At 70.2% G+C, this 16,470-nt stretch carries 18 protein-coding genes; 14 read left to right on the forward strand and 4 right to left on the reverse strand.

Features of this window, described 5'->3' with window-relative positions; translation table 11 throughout:
* Nucleotides 1–21: 21 nt before the first annotated feature.
* Nucleotides 22–810, reverse strand: a complete 789-nt coding sequence (locus tag FM051_RS17610) for a biotin--[acetyl-CoA-carboxylase] ligase (RefSeq protein WP_158844335.1) — start codon at nucleotides 808–810, stop codon at nucleotides 22–24.
* 207 nt (nucleotides 811–1,017) lie between these two features.
* Between FM051_RS17610 and FM051_RS17615 the strand changes: the two genes are divergently transcribed.
* Nucleotides 1,018–2,649 (forward strand): acyl-CoA carboxylase subunit beta, encoded by a 1,632-nt coding sequence (locus FM051_RS17615; RefSeq protein ID WP_158844337.1) that lies wholly within the window; start codon nucleotides 1,018–1,020, stop codon nucleotides 2,647–2,649.
* Complete coding sequence (locus FM051_RS17620; RefSeq protein WP_158844339.1) at nucleotides 2,646–2,858, forward strand: acyl-CoA carboxylase subunit epsilon; 213 nt, start codon at nucleotides 2,646–2,648, stop codon at nucleotides 2,856–2,858. Before FM051_RS17615 ends, FM051_RS17620 begins: the two co-directional genes overlap by 4 nt.
* A 75-nt stretch (nucleotides 2,859–2,933) precedes the next feature.
* On the opposite strand, the gene FM051_RS17625 is transcribed toward FM051_RS17620, so the two are convergent.
* Entirely contained in the window at nucleotides 2,934–3,374 is a 441-nt protein-coding gene (locus FM051_RS17625; protein WP_158844341.1) for a hypothetical protein, read from the reverse strand.
* A 137-nt stretch (nucleotides 3,375–3,511) separates the two neighbouring features.
* On the opposite strand from FM051_RS17625, the gene FM051_RS17630 reads away from it, so the two are divergent.
* Both FM051_RS17630 and FM051_RS17635 read left to right on the forward strand, forming a co-directional pair.
* A complete protein-coding gene (locus FM051_RS17630; RefSeq protein ID WP_158844343.1) occupies nucleotides 3,512–4,135 on the forward strand; it encodes a Maf family protein in 624 nt (207 codons plus the stop codon).
* Between the two features lie 173 nt (nucleotides 4,136–4,308).
* On the forward strand, nucleotides 4,309–5,634 hold the full coding sequence (locus FM051_RS17635) for a dicarboxylate/amino acid:cation symporter (protein WP_158844345.1): 1,326 nt from the start codon (nucleotides 4,309–4,311) through the stop codon (nucleotides 5,632–5,634).
* Nucleotides 5,635–5,783: 149 nt separating this feature from the next.
* Here the strand turns inward: FM051_RS17635 and FM051_RS17640 are convergent, their stop codons facing one another.
* Entirely contained in the window at nucleotides 5,784–6,287 is a 504-nt protein-coding gene (locus tag FM051_RS17640; protein ID WP_158844347.1) for a hypothetical protein, read from the reverse strand.
* A gap of 283 nt (nucleotides 6,288–6,570) precedes the next feature.
* Between FM051_RS17640 and FM051_RS17645 the strand changes: the two genes are divergently transcribed.
* From FM051_RS17645 to FM051_RS17685, 9 genes are all read left to right on the forward strand, one after another.
* A complete protein-coding gene (locus FM051_RS17645; protein WP_158844349.1) occupies nucleotides 6,571–8,334 on the forward strand; it encodes an acetyl/propionyl/methylcrotonyl-CoA carboxylase subunit alpha in 1,764 nt (587 codons plus the stop codon).
* Between the two features lie 10 nt (nucleotides 8,335–8,344).
* Nucleotides 8,345–8,731 carry a DUF1707 SHOCT-like domain-containing protein gene (locus FM051_RS17650; protein ID WP_158844351.1) on the forward strand — a complete coding sequence of 129 codons (387 nt, stop codon included), beginning with the start codon at nucleotides 8,345–8,347 and terminating at the stop codon, nucleotides 8,729–8,731.
* Nucleotides 8,728–9,600 (forward strand): HAD family hydrolase, encoded by an 873-nt coding sequence (locus FM051_RS51815; protein ID WP_158844353.1) that lies wholly within the window; start codon nucleotides 8,728–8,730, stop codon nucleotides 9,598–9,600. The genes FM051_RS17650 and FM051_RS51815 overlap by 4 nt, the downstream gene beginning before the upstream one ends.
* 71 nt (nucleotides 9,601–9,671) lie before the next feature.
* Entirely contained in the window at nucleotides 9,672–10,112 is a 441-nt protein-coding gene (locus FM051_RS17660) for a GNAT family N-acetyltransferase (RefSeq protein ID WP_158844355.1), read from the forward strand.
* Between the two features lie 6 nt (nucleotides 10,113–10,118).
* Complete coding sequence (locus tag FM051_RS17665) at nucleotides 10,119–10,703, forward strand: DUF3558 domain-containing protein (RefSeq protein ID WP_158844357.1); 585 nt, start codon at nucleotides 10,119–10,121, stop codon at nucleotides 10,701–10,703.
* A 102-nt stretch (nucleotides 10,704–10,805) separates the two neighbouring features.
* Entirely contained in the window at nucleotides 10,806–11,183 is a 378-nt protein-coding gene (locus FM051_RS17670; RefSeq protein WP_158844359.1) for a transcriptional regulator, read from the forward strand.
* 27 nt (nucleotides 11,184–11,210) lie between these two features.
* Nucleotides 11,211–12,494, forward strand: coding sequence for a PPE domain-containing protein (locus FM051_RS17675; RefSeq protein ID WP_158844361.1), 1,284 nt, complete (start codon nucleotides 11,211–11,213; stop codon nucleotides 12,492–12,494).
* Nucleotides 12,494–13,291: an ESX secretion-associated protein EspG gene (locus FM051_RS17680; RefSeq protein ID WP_158844363.1), complete on the forward strand. Its 798-nt coding sequence runs from the start codon at nucleotides 12,494–12,496 to the stop codon at nucleotides 13,289–13,291. Before FM051_RS17675 ends, FM051_RS17680 begins: the two co-directional genes overlap by 1 nt.
* Nucleotides 13,292–13,458: 167 nt before the next feature.
* Entirely contained in the window at nucleotides 13,459–14,376 is a 918-nt protein-coding gene (locus FM051_RS17685; RefSeq protein ID WP_158844365.1) for a DUF559 domain-containing protein, read from the forward strand.
* A 35-nt stretch (nucleotides 14,377–14,411) separates the two neighbouring features.
* Here the strand turns inward: FM051_RS17685 and FM051_RS17690 are convergent, their stop codons facing one another.
* The gene (locus FM051_RS17690) at nucleotides 14,412–14,861 is read right to left on the reverse strand and encodes a gamma-glutamylcyclotransferase family protein (protein ID WP_033429064.1); all 450 of its coding nucleotides are present in this window, start codon (nucleotides 14,859–14,861) and stop codon (nucleotides 14,412–14,414) included.
* A gap of 127 nt (nucleotides 14,862–14,988) precedes the next feature.
* Between FM051_RS17690 and FM051_RS17695 the strand changes: the two genes are divergently transcribed.
* Nucleotides 14,989–16,392, forward strand: coding sequence for an NAD(P)H-quinone dehydrogenase (locus FM051_RS17695; protein WP_158844367.1), 1,404 nt, complete (start codon nucleotides 14,989–14,991; stop codon nucleotides 16,390–16,392).
* The last annotated feature ends 78 nt before the right edge of the window (nucleotides 16,393–16,470 follow it).

Genomic DNA, 16,470 nt, shown 5'->3' on the forward strand with positions numbered 1-16,470 from the left:
GGCCTCGGACTGGGGCAGGCCTCACCGTACCCGCAGGTGCACCACGTCTCCGGCGGAAATCGAGTGGTCGGTGCCCGCGTCGTCGCTCACCACGAGCGTGCAGTCGGACTCCAGGTAGCGGGCCGTGCCGAGCAGCACCTCGCCCTTGGCCAACTCCACCCGCACCGGGCGGCCGAGCGTGGCGCAGTGCTTGCGGTACTCCTCGCGCAACGACGGGTCGTCACCGCCCGCGCGCCGCCACTGGGCTTCGAGCGCGGCCAACTCGCTGAGCAGCGTGATCGCGACCTCCGTGCGGTCCAGCGGACCGGCGTGGTCTTCGAGGCTGGTCGGCATGAGGCCGCCCGCGCCGGGCTCGACGTCGTCGGGCAGCCTGGCCACGTTGAGCCCGATGCCGACGATCACGGCCTGCACCACGCCCGCGGTGACGTCGGCCAGCACGCCTGCCGCCTTGCGGTCACCGATGAGCAGGTCGTTCGGCCACTTCAGGGCCGCGTCGACGCCGACGCTCTTCGCCGTACGGACCAGCGCGACCCCCGCGAGCAGCGTCAACCACGGCAGCCGCCCCGGCGCCACACCGCTCGGTCGGAACAGGACGCTCAGGTAGAGGCCACCGGTCGGCGACACCCAGCCCCGGCCGCGTCGTCCCTGGCCGGCGGTCTGCTGCTCGGCGATGAGGACGGTCCGGTCGAGCGCGCCCCGGATCGCCGCGGCACGCAGGTCGGCGTTGGTGGAACCGGTGTGGGCGACGACGTCGAGAGCCGCGTAGGGGCCGATGAGCTTGTCGCGAAGTGCCGCAGCGTCGAGGGTCACGGTCCGAAGGTTAGAAGCGACCCGCCCCACGCGCTTTGTCGGAGCGGTGTGGATGGTGGGGCGGGTCGCCGTGATCAAGCCTGCAACCTCCACCGCACTAGAGGTCAACCACCCGCGAAGTCACGTTGGTCACCCGGTCGATGCCACGCAGTGAGCTGGGCTACTACCCCCGGCCGTGTTGTGACGACCTGGTTAAGCTGCCGCGCTATGAGCAGTGCGACCGCCCCCATCGGCGAGGAGCCGGACGTCCACACCACCGCCGGGAAGCTGGCCGACCTGTACCGGCGCAACGACGAGGCCGTGCACGCCGGCTCGGCGCGCATGGTGGAGAAGCAGCACGCCAAGGGCAAGAAAACGGCCCGCGAGCGCATCGAGCTGCTGCTCGACCCCGGCTCGTTCGTGGAGCTGGACGAGTTGGCACGGCACCGCTCGACCAACTTCGGCCAGGAGCGCAACAAGCCCTACGGCGACGGCGTGGTGACCGGCTACGGCACCGTCGACGGCCGCCCGGTGTGCGTGTTCAGCCAGGACGTCACCGTCTTCGGCGGCTCGCTCGGCGAGGTCTACGGCGAGAAGATCGTCAAGGTCATGGACATGGCGATCAAGACCGGCCGGCCGATCGTCGGCATCAACGAGGGCGGCGGCGCGCGCATCCAGGAGGGTGTCGTCTCGCTCGGCCTCTACGGCGAGATCTTCCGCCGCAACGTGGCCGCGTCCGGCGTCGTCCCGCAGATCTCGCTGATCATGGGCGCGAACGCGGGCGGGCACGTCTACTCGCCCGCGTTGACCGACTTCGTCGTCATGGTCGACCAGACCTCGCACATGTTCATCACCGGCCCGGACGTGATCAAGACCGTCACCGGCGAGGACGTCGGCTTCGAGGAACTGGGCGGCGGGCGCACGCACAACACCAAGTCCGGCAACGCGCACTACCTCGCGGGTGACGAGGAGGACGCCATCTCCTACGTCAAGGACCTGCTGTCCTACCTGCCCGCGAACAACATGTCCGAGCCGCCCGTCTTCGACGCGCCGGACGACGTGGTGCACGGCTCGGTCGAGGAGTCGATCACCGACGAGGACCGCGAACTGGACACGCTGATCCCGGACTCGGCGAACCAGCCGTACGACATGCACGAGGTCATCACCCGGGTGCTGGACGAGGGCGAGTTCCTGGAGGTCCACCCGCTGTTCGCGCCGAACATCCTGGTCGGGTTCGGCCGGGTCGACGGCCACTCGGTGGGCATCGTGGCCAACCAGCCCACCCAGTTCGCGGGCTGCCTGGACATCGACGCCTCGGAGAAGGCCGCGCGGTTCGTGCGGACCTGCGACGCGTTCAACGTCCCGGTGCTGACGTTCGTGGACGTGCCCGGCTTCCTGCCCGGCACCGACCAGGAGTGGAACGGCATCATCCGGCGCGGCGCGAAGCTGATCTACGCCTACGCCGAGGCGACCGTGCCGCTGGTCACCGTGATCACCCGGAAGGCGTACGGCGGCGCGTACGACGTGATGGGGTCCAAGCACCTGGGCGCGGACATCAACCTGGCGTGGCCGACGGCGCAGATCGCGGTGATGGGCGCTCAGGGCGCGGCGAACATCGTGCACCGCAAGACGTTGGCGAGCGCGTTGGCCGCCGGCGAGGACGTGGACGCGCTGCGGGCCCGTTTGCAGCAGGAGTACGAGGACACGCTCTGCAACCCGTACGTGGCGGCGGAACGTGGTTATGTTGACAGCGTGATCCCTCCATCCTTCACGCGCTCCTACGTCGCCCGCGCGTTGGCGATGCTGCGCGACAAACGCGAGGTGCTGCCGCCCAAGAAGCACGGGAACATCCCGCTGTGAGCGGGGCACCGCACCTCCGGGTGGTGCGCGGCAACCCGGACGACGTGGAGCTGGCCGCGGTGGCTGCGGTCGTGGCCGGTCTGGCCGCCAACGGTGAACCGCCTGGGGACGAGCCGCGCCGTTCGGCGTGGGCGGACAAGTCGCGCCTGGTCAGGCGCACGCTGCCGCGCGGCCCCGGCGCCTGGCGGGCTTCCGGCCTACCCGGCTGAGCCCCTTTCGGGTTCTTCTTCCGGCCACCGCCGGGCTTCCGGGCTCGGCGGTGGTTCGGCTGGTCAGCTCGGTCTTCAACAGTCCACTCGACGTGAGTTGACCTGCACGCCCGTGTCGCCCAGCACGAAGACCTCTCGGCAGCGGGTCCCGTCCGGCACGTGCAGGCGCACCCGCATCCACATGTTGCCGACGCCGACCCGCGCCTCCAGCACCTCGACGCCCTCGGCGGCCAACGCCGAAGGCACCGCCTCGAGGTGCCGTAACGCCCGAGCGGTGGTCGTCACCTCGTCCATCACGCGGTGTTCGACGCGGTCGCTGCCGTTCGCGAACGGCCAGAACGGCACGCCGTACCCGACCGGGTCGGTCGACACGACCCGAGCCGTCAGGACCAGGACCAGGACGGCCGGCACCACCAGGAGCCACCGGTACCGTCCTCGACCCCGTTCGATCCGGCGGACCACCAGAGCCAAACGCTGCACCCAACCGAGGTTGCCGAAGCTCTTCACAGCGCGCATCGGTAGTTCTACGCAGCGCTCGACCTGCGGCACCTCGAAGTCCCTTTCGCAGGCATTTCGGGTTCGGGACCGCGCATCTCCCCCTCACCGACCGCGTCCGTTCGGACGTGCCCCGGACGCGCCCTAGGCTGCACGCCGTGCGCTTCGTTCTCGCTTCCCAGTCACCTGCCCGCCTGGCCGTCCTCCGCGCCGCCGGGGTCGAGCCCGTCGTCCGCGTGTCCGGCGTCGACGAGGACGCGTTGGCCGCCTCCCTCACCGACCCCGCACCGGAAGAGCTGGTCACGGCGCTGGCGACGGCGAAGGCCGAGGCGATCGCGAACGACGAGATCGCGAACGACGAGGACGACGACGCCGTGATCGTCGGCTGCGACTCGATGCTGCTCACCGCGGACGGCGAGGTGCACGGCAAGCCGGGCACGGTCGAGGTCGCGCGCGAGCGCTGGAAGAAGATGGCGGGCACCACCGGCACCCTGCTGACCGGGCACGCGGTGCTGCGGATGCACGGCGGGAAGGTCGTGGCCAGGGCCGCCGGGCACGAGGCGACGCTGGTCCGGTTCGGCCGCCCGACCGACGAGGAGTTGGAGGCGTACCTGGCGACGGGCGAGCCGCTGCACGTCGCGGGCGCGTTCACGCTTGACGGGCAGGGCGGCTGGTTCGTGGACGGCATCGACGGCGATCCGTCGAGCGTGATCGGGATCAGCCTGCCGCTCACCCGCAAGCTGCTGCGTCAAGTCGACGTCGCGGTGTCCGACCTCTGGTAGCCGTTGTCACATTTCCCCTGATCCGGGAAGCTCCTCGAAGGAGTTTCGTGTTGGGGGAGCCGTGGGTGAATTGCTGACGCGCCGCCGTCACATCGACTACGGGCGCAGGACGAACACGGGTTGTCGCGGCTGACGCCGTCCCGTCCACCCCTGCGCATCCACCCGGAGCAGTCGTGTCGTTCGTCCGCAGTTACACAAAGCCCAAGGTCTTCGGCATCACCGTGCTCGCCGCGCTCGTGCTGGGAGCGCTCGCGGGCTACGTCGCGAAGACCACCGACCAGGCGTGGCTCACCACCACCCTCGGTTACATCGGTGACGTCTTCACCAGCTTGTTGCAGTTCACCGTCATCCCCCTGGTGTTCACCGCGATCGTCGTGGGCATCACCAGCCTCAGCAGGCTGGGCAACTCGCGTGCGGCGCGGCTGGGCGGCAAGACGCTGCTGTGGTTCGCCACCACGTCGCTGATCGCCGTGCTCATCGGCCTCGCGATCGGGTTGATCTTCAAGCCGGGCACCGGCGTGCAGGTCGAGCCGTCGCAGGCGGCCGTGGAACGGCTCGCCAGCCGTGACCAGGGCTCGTGGAGCACGCTGCTGGAGACGCTGATCCCGTCGAACCTGTTCAGCGCCTTCACCGAGGGTGAGGTGCTCCAGGTCGTGTTCATCTCGGTGCTGGTCGGCTTCGCCGCGTACGCGCTCGGCGAGAAGGCCACGCCGTTCGTCACGCTGACCCGGTCGGCGTTCGACCTGATCCAGAAGATCGTCGGCTGGATCGTGCTGCTCGCCCCGATCGGCGTGTTCGGCCTGATCGGCACCGCGTTCGCGACGTACGGCAACTCGTTCGTCCGGCCGCTGTTCTCGCTGATCGCGGCCGTGTACGGCGGGTCGCTGCTGGTGCTGTTCGTGGTGTACCCGCTGCTGCTGCGGTTCGTCGGCCGGGTGTCGCCGGTGACGTTCTTCAGCAAGGCGTGGACCGCGATCCAGTTCGCGTTCGTGTCGCGGTCGTCGGGTGCCACGCTGCCGTTGAGCCGGCAGACCGCCGCCAACCTCGGCGTGGACAACGACTACGCGTCGTTCGCCGTGCCGCTGGGCACGACCACGAAGATGGACGGCTGCGCCGCCGTGTACCCGGCCATCGCCACGGTGTTCATCGCGAACCTGTTCGGCGTGCAGCTGGGCGTGTGGCAGTACGTGGCGATCGTCGCGGTAGCGGTGTTCGGAGCCCTCGCCACCGCCGGCACCACCGGCTGGTTCACCATGCTGACGCTGACCCTCGGCGCGGTGAACATGCCGCCGGAGGTCATCGCCACCGGTGTCGCCGTCGTCTACGCGATCGACCCGATCCTGGACATGGTCCGCACCGCCACCAACGTGACCGGCCAGATCACCGTCCCGGTCCTGGTCGCCCGCAGCGAAGGCCTCCTGGACGACGAGATCCTGAACGCCCCCAGCGAGCCCCCGCTCCTGACGACCCCCCGCACCCCCACTCCCACCCCCGCCTAACCCACCCCCCGAACGTAGGACACACCCAACCCGAACGTAGGACTCTCGCGAGAGTCCTACGTTCGGGGCGCGAGAGTCCTACGTTCGGGGCGCGAGAGTCCTACGTTCGGGGGGTGAATTCAACGTTCAGAACGCGCCGGGCCGGGCGGTCAGGCGCCGCACTGGCGGAGGCTGGACGGGGCCGGTGCCACCTGTGGCCAGCCGGGCAGGGACTCCGGCGTGGGGAACACGGGCGTGCAGCCCAGCTCGCCACCGCCTCCTGCCAGCGAGAACACCTGGGCGAACCACCGCGAGCAGTCCACCCCCGCCGGGCACGCCCGCTGCACGGCCACCACGTCCGCGACCGTGTCGCTGTTCACGTCGAGCAGCGCCAAGTACGACCCGCTCGACACGTACGGCACCTGCGCCCGCGTCCAGGCCCCTGACCTGCGCACCAGCACCTCACCCAGCACCTCGCCGCCGACCTCGCCCCGCACCAGGCACACCGCCACCTCGGCGTCGACGCACTGCAGCGACTCGTCGGTGATGGCCGCGCCCGACGACGCGATGGTCATCTCGAAGATGTTCGGCCCCGAAGCACCGCTGGTCCGGATCCGGCCCGCGCCCTCACCGACCACCAATTCCACTGAATCGACACCGACCTCCCGCTTCACCACCGAACGGCACGCCGTCGTCCCGCACCTCAATTCGTCCTGAGGCGCGGCAGCACCGGCGTCGGGCAACACGGGAGGCCGAAGTGACCAGGCGATGACCAGGCCCGCGATCGTCGTCAGAACGGCCGCGCAAGCAGTCACGAGCGCGGCTATAGGCGGGCGTGTCACGATTGCCGATTGTTCCACCCAAGCGTGAGCTGTCTCTCGGTTACCGAGTACTGGCGGGTCACTAAACTCCCCGACCGTTGCCGCTCCAACCAGCGTTGCCAGGAGGTAGGACGTCGTGTCGCTGCGCAAGGTCCTCGTCGCCAACCGCGGTGAGATCGCCGTCCGGGTCATCCGCGCCTGCCGGGACGCCGGTCTGGCCAGCGTCGCCGTGTACGCCGACCCGGACCGGGACGCCCCGTTCGTCCGGCTGGCGGACGAGGCGTTCGCCCTGGGCGGCAGCACGCCCGGAGAGAGTTACCTGTCCGTCGACAAGCTGCTCGACGTCGCCAAGCGCGCCGGCGCGGACGCGGTGCACCCCGGTTACGGCTTCCTCTCCGAGAACGCCGACTTCGCGCAGGCCGTGATGGACGCGGACCTGACCTGGATCGGCCCGACCCCGCAGGCCATCCGCGACCTCGGCGACAAGGTGACCGCGCGGCACATCGCGATGCGCGCCGGCGCGCCGCTGGTCCCCGGCACCAAGGACCCGGTCGACGGACCGGACGAGGTGATCGCGTTCGCCGAGGAGCACGGCCTCCCGGTCGCGATCAAGGCGGCGTTCGGCGGCGGCGGGCGCGGCCTGAAGGTCGCCCGCACGATGGAGGAGATCCCCGAGCTGTTCGACAGCGCGGTGCGCGAGGCGGTCACCGCGTTCGGTCGCGGCGAGTGCTTCGTCGAGCGGTACCTGGACAAGCCGCGGCACGTCGAGGCGCAGGTCCTGGCCGACCAGCACGGCAACGTGGTCGTCGTCGGCACGCGCGACTGCTCGTTGCAGCGCCGCCACCAGAAGCTGGTCGAGGAGGCGCCCGCGCCGTTCCTCACCGACGAGCAGCGCGCGGCGATCCACACCTCCGCGCGCGCCATCTGCAAGGAAGCCGGCTACCACGGCGCGGGCACGGTCGAGTACCTGGTCGCGGTGGACGGCACGATCTCGTTCCTCGAGGTCAACACCCGTCTCCAGGTGGAGCACCCGGTCAGCGAGGAGACCGCGGGCGTCGACCTGGTGCGCGAGCAGTTCCGCATCGCGGCCGGCGAGAAGCTGCGGTTCACCGAGGACCCGACCCCGCGCGGTCACTCGATCGAGTTCCGCATCAACGGCGAGGACGCGGGCCGCAACTTCCTGCCCGCCCCCGGCACGGTCACCACGTTCACCGCGCCGTCCGGCCCCGGTGTCCGCGTCGACGCGGGCGTGGAGAGCGGCACGGTCATCGGCGGCCAGTTCGACTCGCTGCTGGCCAAGCTGATCGTCACCGGCGAGGACCGCACGCAGGCCCTGGAGCGGGCACGCCGCGCGCTGGACGAGATGGTCGTCGAGGGCATGGCCACCGTGCTGCCGTTCCACCGCGCGATCGTGCGCGACCCGGCGTTCGTCGGCGAGGACGGCTTCACCGTGCACACCCGGTGGATCGAGACCGAGTTCGACAACACCATCGAGCCGTTCACCGACGGCGCGGAGGCCGAGGAGGACGAGCCGCGCCAGACCCTGGTGGTCGAGGTCGGCGGACGGCGGCTGGAGGTCTCGCTGCCCGGTGACCTGGCCATCGGTGGCGGCGGCGCGGCCAAGTCGGGCGCGAAGGCCAAGCCGCGCAAGCGCGGCGGCGGCAAGAGCGGTGCGGCCGTGTCGGGTGACGCGGTGGCCGCGCCCATGCAGGGCACGATCGTGAAGGTGGCCGTCGAGGACGGCCAGCAGGTCGAGGCGGGCGAGCTTATCGTCGTGCTGGAGGCCATGAAGATGGAGAACCCGGTGATCGCGCACAAGTCGGGGGTGGTCACCGGTCTGGCCGCCGAGGCGGGCGCGACGGTCACCCAGGGCACGGTTCTCTGCGAGATCAAGGAATAGGCTCACCCGTGTGAGCGAGCGGGACATCCGGATCGGCGACGCGGAGCGCGAACAAGCGCTCGAACTGCTCGGCACGCACCTCGGCGAGGGGCGGTTGACCGTGGACGAGTTCGGCGAGCGCTCGGCCCGCGTCGCCACCGCGAAGACCCGCGGTGACCTGTACGCGTTGTTCAGCGACCTGCCCGCGCCGCGGCCGACGTTCAGCCTGGTCGAGCCGGTGGTGTCGCCGGACGTGTCCGTCCGGCGCACCTTCGAGCTCGACCCGCGCGTCAACAGCGCCATCGTGTCGGCGGTCGCGTTGGCGTGCGTGGTGTTGTTCTTCGTGGCGAAGACACCGCTGGTGTTCCTGCTGATCCCCGTCGCGATGCTGCTCGTCGGCCGGATGGGCAGGCGGTGAGCGCGCCGTCGCTGCTGCTGCTCGACCTGGACGGCGTGCTGCGGCGGTTCCCACCGGACGGGCCGATCGAGGACGCGTTCGGGCTGCCGCGCGGCACGTTGGCGCGGGTGTCGTTCTCGCTGGCCGGTCCCGCGATCGCCGGTCGGGCCACCGACGAGGAGTGGCGTGCGGCGGTGGCGGAGCAGTTGGTCGCCGAGGGGATTTCACCCGAACGTGTGGTCGGCGCGGTGGCCGCGTGGACCCGGACGGGTGAAGTGATCCCCGAGTCGGTGGAATTGGTGCGACGGGTGCGCAAGCGGTGCCGGGTGGCGTTGCTGTCGAACGCGACCGACCGGTTGCCGCGCGACCTGGCGGCGTTGGGGCTGGACCGCGAGGTGGACGCGGTCGTGTCGTCCGCCAGGCTCGGTGTGGCCAAGCCGTCGCCCGAGGCGTTCCGGCGCGCGCTGCGCGTGCTCCAACACTCCCCTTCCGGGACGTTGTTCTGCGACGACAACGCGGAGAACGCGAAGGCCGCGCGGACCGTCGGCATCGACTCCGTGCACACGCCGGACTTCCCCGCGTTGGAGCGGGCGCTGTCGTCGCGGGGTCTGCTGGACGACGGTGTCGGCACCGGTTCGACCGGGCCTTCCGGCTCGTTGTTGCTGGTGCTGCACGAGCGTGACGACGCCGAGGAAGCCGCGCGGGAGCTGACGGCGGCCGGTTGGTCGCCGTGCGCGGTGCACAAGGACCTCTTGGCCGGTGAGGACGACGCCGAGGACGCCGACTGGGTCGTCGAGTTGATCACCGGCCCGGACGACCAGCCCGCCTCCGCCCACCGAGGCCTGCTCGAAGCCCTGGCCGCTCGCTACGACGGGTTCGTCACGGACTAGTCTCCCCGCCACCGCGAGGTCGCGACTTCCGTGGCGACCGAGCCGTCCGAGCGGAGGGAGGACCATCCAAGATGGAGGCGGTCGAGATCAACGCGGGTGAGTTCTACCTGCGTCAACTCCGCGCCGACGACCGCATCGACGACCGCGTGGCGTTGGTGGCCGGCGGTCTGTTCCCCGATCTCGCCGCGGCCGGTGCGCACATCACCGATCGGGCGAATCAGTGGCGCACCGAAGAAGCCTGCTCCTGGGCCGTGTGCGACCAGCTCACCGGAACGGCCGTCGGCGAAGTCGCCCTGACCGGCACCGGCGAGCTCACCTGCTGGACCACCCCCGACCTGCGCGGCAAGGGCATCGCGACGCACGCGACGGCGACCGTGCTGCGGTTCGGGTTCGGTTTCCTCGACCTCCCGCTCATCACCGCCAGACCCCCGGACGGCCCCGCGAGACGGGTCGCTGAGAAGTGCGGCTTCACAGCCGAGGGTCCACTTGGCGTGTGGACCCGGCTACGGTAGGTGTCCATGAGGGCCGCCCACGTGATCACCGCCACGCTGTGCGCGTTGGTGTTGGCCGCCTGCACGCCCTTCCCGGAGAAGAAGGCCGACCGGGTGGACGAACCGCTGCCCGCCACGACGACCACCACGCTGTCGCTGCCGCCCCGGCCCCAGGCCATCCGGCTGGACGACCTGGACCCGTGCGCGGTGCTCTCCGCGGACCAGCGGATGTCGTTGAGCCTGGACAACCCGCCGAGCGCCTACGTGGACACCGCCTTCGGCAACGCGAAGGCGTGCACCATGCGCAGCAACATCAGCGGGAACGTGGTGCGGCTGGCCCTCGTCACAGTCGAGGGCGTCGGTGTGTGGCTCAGCGAGAACGCCCAGGTCGACGCCCAGCCGACCACGGTCGCCGGTTTCCCTGGTCTGACCGTGCGGACGCCGGGCATGGACAACGTGTGCAACGTGGAGGTGGACGTCGCGGACGGGCAGTTCCTGGACGTGATGTTCCGCGACGGCGGTAACGAGACGGCGGCTAAACAAGACACTCTGTGCCTAGGGGCGCAACGGGCGGCAGAAGCGGCGGTAGCCGGTTTGCTGCAACGGCGCTGATCCACGCGGGGGATGTACGGCTCCATCTACTCCCCGCTGTCAGACCCTGTGGTTAGAGTGACCGAAGCGCGACAGGAACGAGGAAGGCGGGGAGGAAAGTCCATGCCGTCGGAGGACCACGGTCAGGGCGCTGACACGGGCTCACCACCGCCCCTGTCGCACACCCTTAACGTCGACCCCAGTGCCATCCCCAGCCTCCGCAGCGCGTTCGCAGGCGCGCTCACGAAGCTGGACAAGCAGATCGAGCTGGCCATCACCGAGGTCAGGGTCCGCCCGTGGGCGGGCGATCCGGTGAGCCAGGACGCGGCGGAGAAGTTCAACGAGCGGTCGCTGGAATCGGGCGACTCGGCGCTGATCGCGTTGGAGAACTACCAGCGCCAGCTCAAGTCGGCGATGGACGCGCTCGCACTGGTCGAACAGCAGTACCAGTCCATCGAAGAAGACAACACCGGGTTGATGGAGCACCAGGGCGGCCGCTGAGCACCCGGCGCAGGCAAGGGGAATGTCATGCCCGATGGACACCGCTGGAGCGGGTACAGCCACGAAGAGCTGTACGAGCAGATCAACTCCGGGCCTGGCCCGAAGGCCTCGCACGCCTCGATGGAGCGGTGGCAGGGCGTCTCGGCCGCGTTGACCGAGATCAACGCCGAGCTGCACAGCGGCGTCCTGCGCTCCGGTGCCGTGTGGGAGGGCACCGCGGCGGAGAAGGCCCGCGTCGGCATCAACCCACTCGCCTCGTGGGCGGACGACGCCCGCGCGGGCGCCGAGGTGATGCGCATCTCGGCCGAATTACAGGCCGACTACATCTCCAAGGCCCGCGCCGACATGCCACCGCCGGTGAAGGTGACGGCGGAGGAGCCGAACGTGCTCGTCAGCGCGCTCACGAACCTGGTGGGCGGGCAGACGGACTACGAGAAGCAGGAGAAGGCGCAGAACGCGGCCGAGCAGCGCGCGCGTGAGGTCATGACGACGTACGCGTCGAGCACCGTGTCGAACACCAGCACGTTGGGGCAGTTCCACCAGCCGCCGCAGTTGGTGATCAACGCGGCCGAGGTGGCGCGCAACGAGTCGGCCGGCGTGTCCGGGCCCGGCTGGGGTTACGGCGGTCCGCGCGGTGGTCGTGGCGGCGGTGGTGGTCGTGGCGGGCGCGGTGGCCGTGGCGGTCGTGGTTCCATGTCGACCCAGCGTCCCGTGTCGACCCAGCGTCCCGTGTCGGCGCCGTCCGTCGGTGGTTCGACGGGCACGTCCACGGCGCCCGCCCAGGCCGGGTCGACCAGGGCTTCGACGGCCCCCGTGCCGACGGCGCCGGGTTCGACGTCGTTCGGGCCGGGTGGCGTGATCGGCGGTGGTGGTCAGCAGGACAAGGACCGGCGCAAGTCGCCTTCGGCGGACACGACGACGACCGAGCAGCTGTCCAGCGCCGGTCAGCCGGTGCTGCCGGGTGGTGGTGGCCCGGTGCCCAGCGGCACGACGTCGATCAGCTCGGCGGAGTTCGGGGCGTTCGCGGCGGCCAACGCGCAGCACACGGCGGCGGCGGGTCCCGGCGGGTCGACGGGCGGGATGCTCGGCGCCGGCCAGGGCGGCGGCAACGACACCGTGCACAAGCGCAGCACGCCCGTTCCGGCGCAGCCCGCGTTCGACCCGTTCGGCGGATTGGGTGGTCCTCGTGGCGCGGAAGAGGAAGAAGATGCCACGCACGACGCCGCCGACTACCTTCGGGAAACGGACGACATCTACGGCGTTGGCGGGATCATCTCGCCTCCGGTGATAGGGGAGAGCACTACCCACTGATGACGACGTTCGGTTTGGACTTGGGCAGCAACGACCTGCGCGAACCGGTGACCATCTCGGCGCTGGAGTTCGACGTGCTGTGGGAGCACCTCCGGCTGGAGACCATGCCGCTGGTGCTCAAGGTGCCGTCACCCGGCAAGACGCACGCGGAACGTGCCGAGCTCGAACAGCGGGCGTGGGCGGACCTGGGCAGTCGGGGCCTGGGCCGCCCGGTGTCGCTGGACCCGATGCTGGAGGACCTGCTCCACCTGCTGAACCGCCCGCAGCACGAGGTGGACGGCCGCCTCTGGCTGGGCCGCAGTGTGCGCGTCCTGGCGGCGGCCAAGGGCCAGTCCGGCGTCCTCGCCGTGCTGGACAACAACCAGCTGACCCTGCGCGCGGCGTCGAGCGAAGGCCTCCCCCGTGAAGCCCTCTCGGTCCTGCCCCCGCTCCCACCGGGCCCAGGCCACTCCGTCACGCTGCCCAGCGCCGACCTGGACGCCGCCGCGGCCAAGGCCAACACCCCGGAGGACCTGGAAACCGCCCTCCGTTCCCGGGGTGTCCGCCAGGAAGACGCCCGTGCGTTGGCCGACATGTTCCGCGACGCGGGCAACCGGGGCCAGTTCGGCACCGCGACTCGCGACAAGTGGGGCAAACGCGTCCGCCAGGACCGCGTGGTGTCGTTCTTCGACAACCCGCACGGCCGCTACATCCAACTCCGCCGAGCCACCCCGGGCCAACAACCCTGGAGCACCGTCTCCCCCGTAGACGCCCGCCGCCTGATCCAACACCTGGAAGAACTAGCCACCACCCCGTGAGTCCAACGTTCAGAACCGGTGTGTCCTACGTTCAGAGCGCGTGTGTCCTACGTTCAGGATCGGTGTGTCCTACGTTCAGGACGCCTGAATTCAACGCTCACGTCGCCGCGGCCTCCACGATCGGGTGAATCTGGTACGGAATCGGCGTCTCGGCGCTCGGTTTCTACATGATCGAACTGCCTCCTGGCCTTCACGGTGCTTACCCGCGCACGCGTCTGCACGACCACCTGGGCCCGCAAGCGCTGAGCCGCGCCATCCGCGACGGCCGCCTGGTCAACTACTGCCGCACGGTCGTCATCCAGCGGGAACGGATGACCAGCCTGCACACCCGAGCCGCCGCCGCGCTGCTGATGGCCGGGCCGGACGCGGTGCTGACCAACCACACGGCGGTCTGGCTGCACGGCTGCACGGCCGCCGAGACCCACCGGGTGCACATCCTCCTGGGCCACGACCGCAGGCTCCGACCACGCCCGGACGTCGCCGTCCACTACCACCAGTACGACCCGGCGGACGTAGTCGAGATCGACGGTCTGCGCAGCATGGTGCTCGACTACGCGCTGGCCGATCTCCTCTGCCGAGGCCGGTACCGCTCCACCGCCCTGGCCTGCGCGGATCAAGCGCTTGGCGCCCTTCCACCTCAGCAGCGAGCCGAGTTCAAGGCCGACCTCGCCGTGCGCATCGCCACTCGCCGTGACTTCCGCGGCCGACGGCAAGGCGTGTTCCTCCTGGACCTCGCCACGGGCCTGCCCGAGTCCCCTGCGGAGAGCACGCTCCTGCTGATCATCGCCGAGGCGGGCTTCCCGCTACCCGAACCGCAGTACTCCGTCCGCGACCTGGACGACCGCGAGATCTGGCGGCTGGACTTCGCCTGGCCGGACGCACGCGTGGCGCTGGAGTACGACGGATACGCGGCGCACCTCGACAAAGTCGAGGCCGACCAAGCCCGCGACGAGGACCTGCGACGGCGTGGCTGGAAGGTGCTCCGGGCCGACGTCTCGGACCTACGCAACCCCGCCCGGCTGTTCCACCAGCTGAGTGTCGCACTCGGGGGTCCTGCACGTAGGACACACGCGTTCTGGGTGTAGGACACACGCGGTCTGAATGTAGGACTCGCGCGGGGTTAGGGGCCTATGCCTTGGCAGGGGCGGGTGCGTAGGTCGGCTACGTAGTCGTCCGGGGCGCCTGCGGCTTCGGCGGCGTCGGCTACTACGCCGATGTAGCGGGCCGAGGGGAGGCCGCCTTCGTAGGCGTCCAGGACGTACAGCCAGGCTGTTACGGAGCCTTCCAGGGTCTGGACGCGCAGGCGGATCTTCTTGTACAGGCCGAGGGCGCCCTCCCACCTGTCCAGGCGGGACTCGTCACGCGGGCTCACGTCGTAGAGCACGCAGAACACCTGCGAGTCGGGGTCCTCGACGATGGTGGCGAGCGCGCCCTCCCAGCCCAGGTCCTCGCCACCGAACGTCAGACGCCATCCGGCGAGCCACCCGGTTCCCGCCATCGGGGAGTAGGGGGCTCGCTCCATCATCTGGTTCGGGTCCATGTTGGACCCGTACGCGGCATAGAGCGGCACGACGACAGCCTAGCGACCCCGCGATCACCGCGAGGTACCAGAAGACCGGACGACACACTCCGACACCCGACCGCGTACGGTTGTGCGCGGCTGTCAACAGCGCCGACAACCACGAGGAGGACGTGTCGTGACCCGCATCGTCATCATGGGCGGTGGCCCCGCAGGTTACGAGGCGGCACTGGTCGCGGCCCAGCACGGGGCCGACGTGACCGTCGTGGAACACGAGGGCGTCGGTGGCGCCTGCGTGCTCTACGACTGCGTGCCGTCGAAGACGTTCATCGCCTCCGCGGGCGGCCGCAGCGCCTTCCGCAACGCCGGTGAGCTGGGCATTCGCACCAACAACGCGGAAGCGGCCGTCGAGCTGCCGGTCGTCCACGGACGGGTGAAGGGCCTTGCGCTCGCGCAGTCCGCCGACGTCCGGGCCCGCCTGCAGCGCGAGGGCGTCCGCATCATCAACGGCGTCGCGAAGTTCTGCGACAACGCCCGCGGCCTCGCCCAGCACGAGGTCGTCGCGATCGCGAACGACGGCACGAAGGAAGTCCTGCCGGCCGATGTGGTGCTCATCGCAACGGGTGCGACCCCGCGCGTGTTGCCCGGCGCCGAGCCGGACGGCAAGCGGGTCCTGACGTGGCGGCAGATCTACGACCTCCCCGAGTTGCCGGAGCACCTGGCCGTCATCGGATCGGGTGTCACCGGTGTGGAATTCGCCTCCGCGTACACCGAACTCGGCGTGAAGGTGACCATGGTCTCCAGCCGCGACCGGGTGCTCCCGCACGAGGACGCCGACGCGGCCGTGGTGCTGGAGGACGTGTTCACCGAACGCGGCACGGCGGTCGTCAAGCACGCCCGCGCGGAACGGGTGGAGAACGTCGGCGACGGCGTCCTGATTCACCTGGAAGACGGTCGCACGATCGAAGCAAGCCACGCCCTGATGACGGTCGGCTCGGTCCCGAACACCGCCGACATCGGCCTGGACAAGATCGGCATCGAGCTGGGCCGCGGCGGGTACATCCCGGTCGACCGGGTGTCGCGCACGAACATCTCGGGCGTCTACGCGGCGGGCGACTGCACGGGCGTGCTGCTGCTCGCGTCGGTGGCCGCCATGCAGGGCCGCATCGCCATGTGGCACGCGCTGGGCGAGGGCGTCAGCCCGATCAAGCTCAAGACGGTCGCGGCGAACGTGTTCACCAACCCGGAGATCGCGAGCGTCGGCATCAGCCAGCAGGCGATCGACTCGGGCGAGGTGCCCGCGCGCACGATCATGCTGCCGCTGGCCACGAACCCCCGTGCGAAGATGGAGGGCCTGCGCCGCGGTTTCGTGAAGCTGTTCTGCCGCCCGGCGACCGGTGTGGTGATCGGCGGCGTCGTGGTCGCGCCGAACGCCAGCGAGCTGATCCTGTCGATCGCGCTGGCCGTGCAGAACCAGCTCACGGTCGAGGACCTGGCCACCACGTTCTCCGTCTACCCGTCGCTGACCGGCTCGATCACCGAGGCCGGCCGCCAGCTCATGCGCCACGACGACCTGGACTGACCAGCTCCCTGTTGGCCCGATCAGGTGATGGTGAGACCTCCATTACCGCCTCGCTGACCTGGGAAATGCCTGCCGCCC

It is taken from the genome of Saccharothrix deserti, assembly GCF_009769385.1.
Lineage (GTDB): Bacteria > Actinomycetota > Actinomycetes > Mycobacteriales > Pseudonocardiaceae > Actinosynnema > Actinosynnema deserti.

Excerpts from the sequence above, each read along its gene's own strand:
- FM051_RS17675 (WP_158844361.1), top strand. The coding sequence starts at position 11,211 with ATGCCCGATGGACACCGCTGGAGCGGGTACAGCCACGAAGAGCTGTAC.
- FM051_RS17680 (WP_158844363.1), top strand. The coding sequence starts at position 12,494 with ATGACGACGTTCGGTTTGGACTTGGGCAGCAACGACCTGCGCGAACCG.
- FM051_RS17665 (WP_158844357.1), top strand. The coding sequence starts at position 10,119 with ATGAGGGCCGCCCACGTGATCACCGCCACGCTGTGCGCGTTGGTGTTG.
- FM051_RS17670 (WP_158844359.1), top strand. The coding sequence starts at position 10,806 with ATGCCGTCGGAGGACCACGGTCAGGGCGCTGACACGGGCTCACCACCG.
- FM051_RS17660 (WP_158844355.1), top strand. The coding sequence starts at position 9,672 with ATGGAGGCGGTCGAGATCAACGCGGGTGAGTTCTACCTGCGTCAACTC.
- FM051_RS17685 (WP_158844365.1), top strand. The coding sequence starts at position 13,459 with ATGATCGAACTGCCTCCTGGCCTTCACGGTGCTTACCCGCGCACGCGT.
- FM051_RS17615 (WP_158844337.1), top strand. The coding sequence starts at position 1,018 with ATGAGCAGTGCGACCGCCCCCATCGGCGAGGAGCCGGACGTCCACACC.
- FM051_RS17625 (WP_158844341.1), bottom strand. The coding sequence starts at position 3,374 with ATGCGCGCTGTGAAGAGCTTCGGCAACCTCGGTTGGGTGCAGCGTTTG.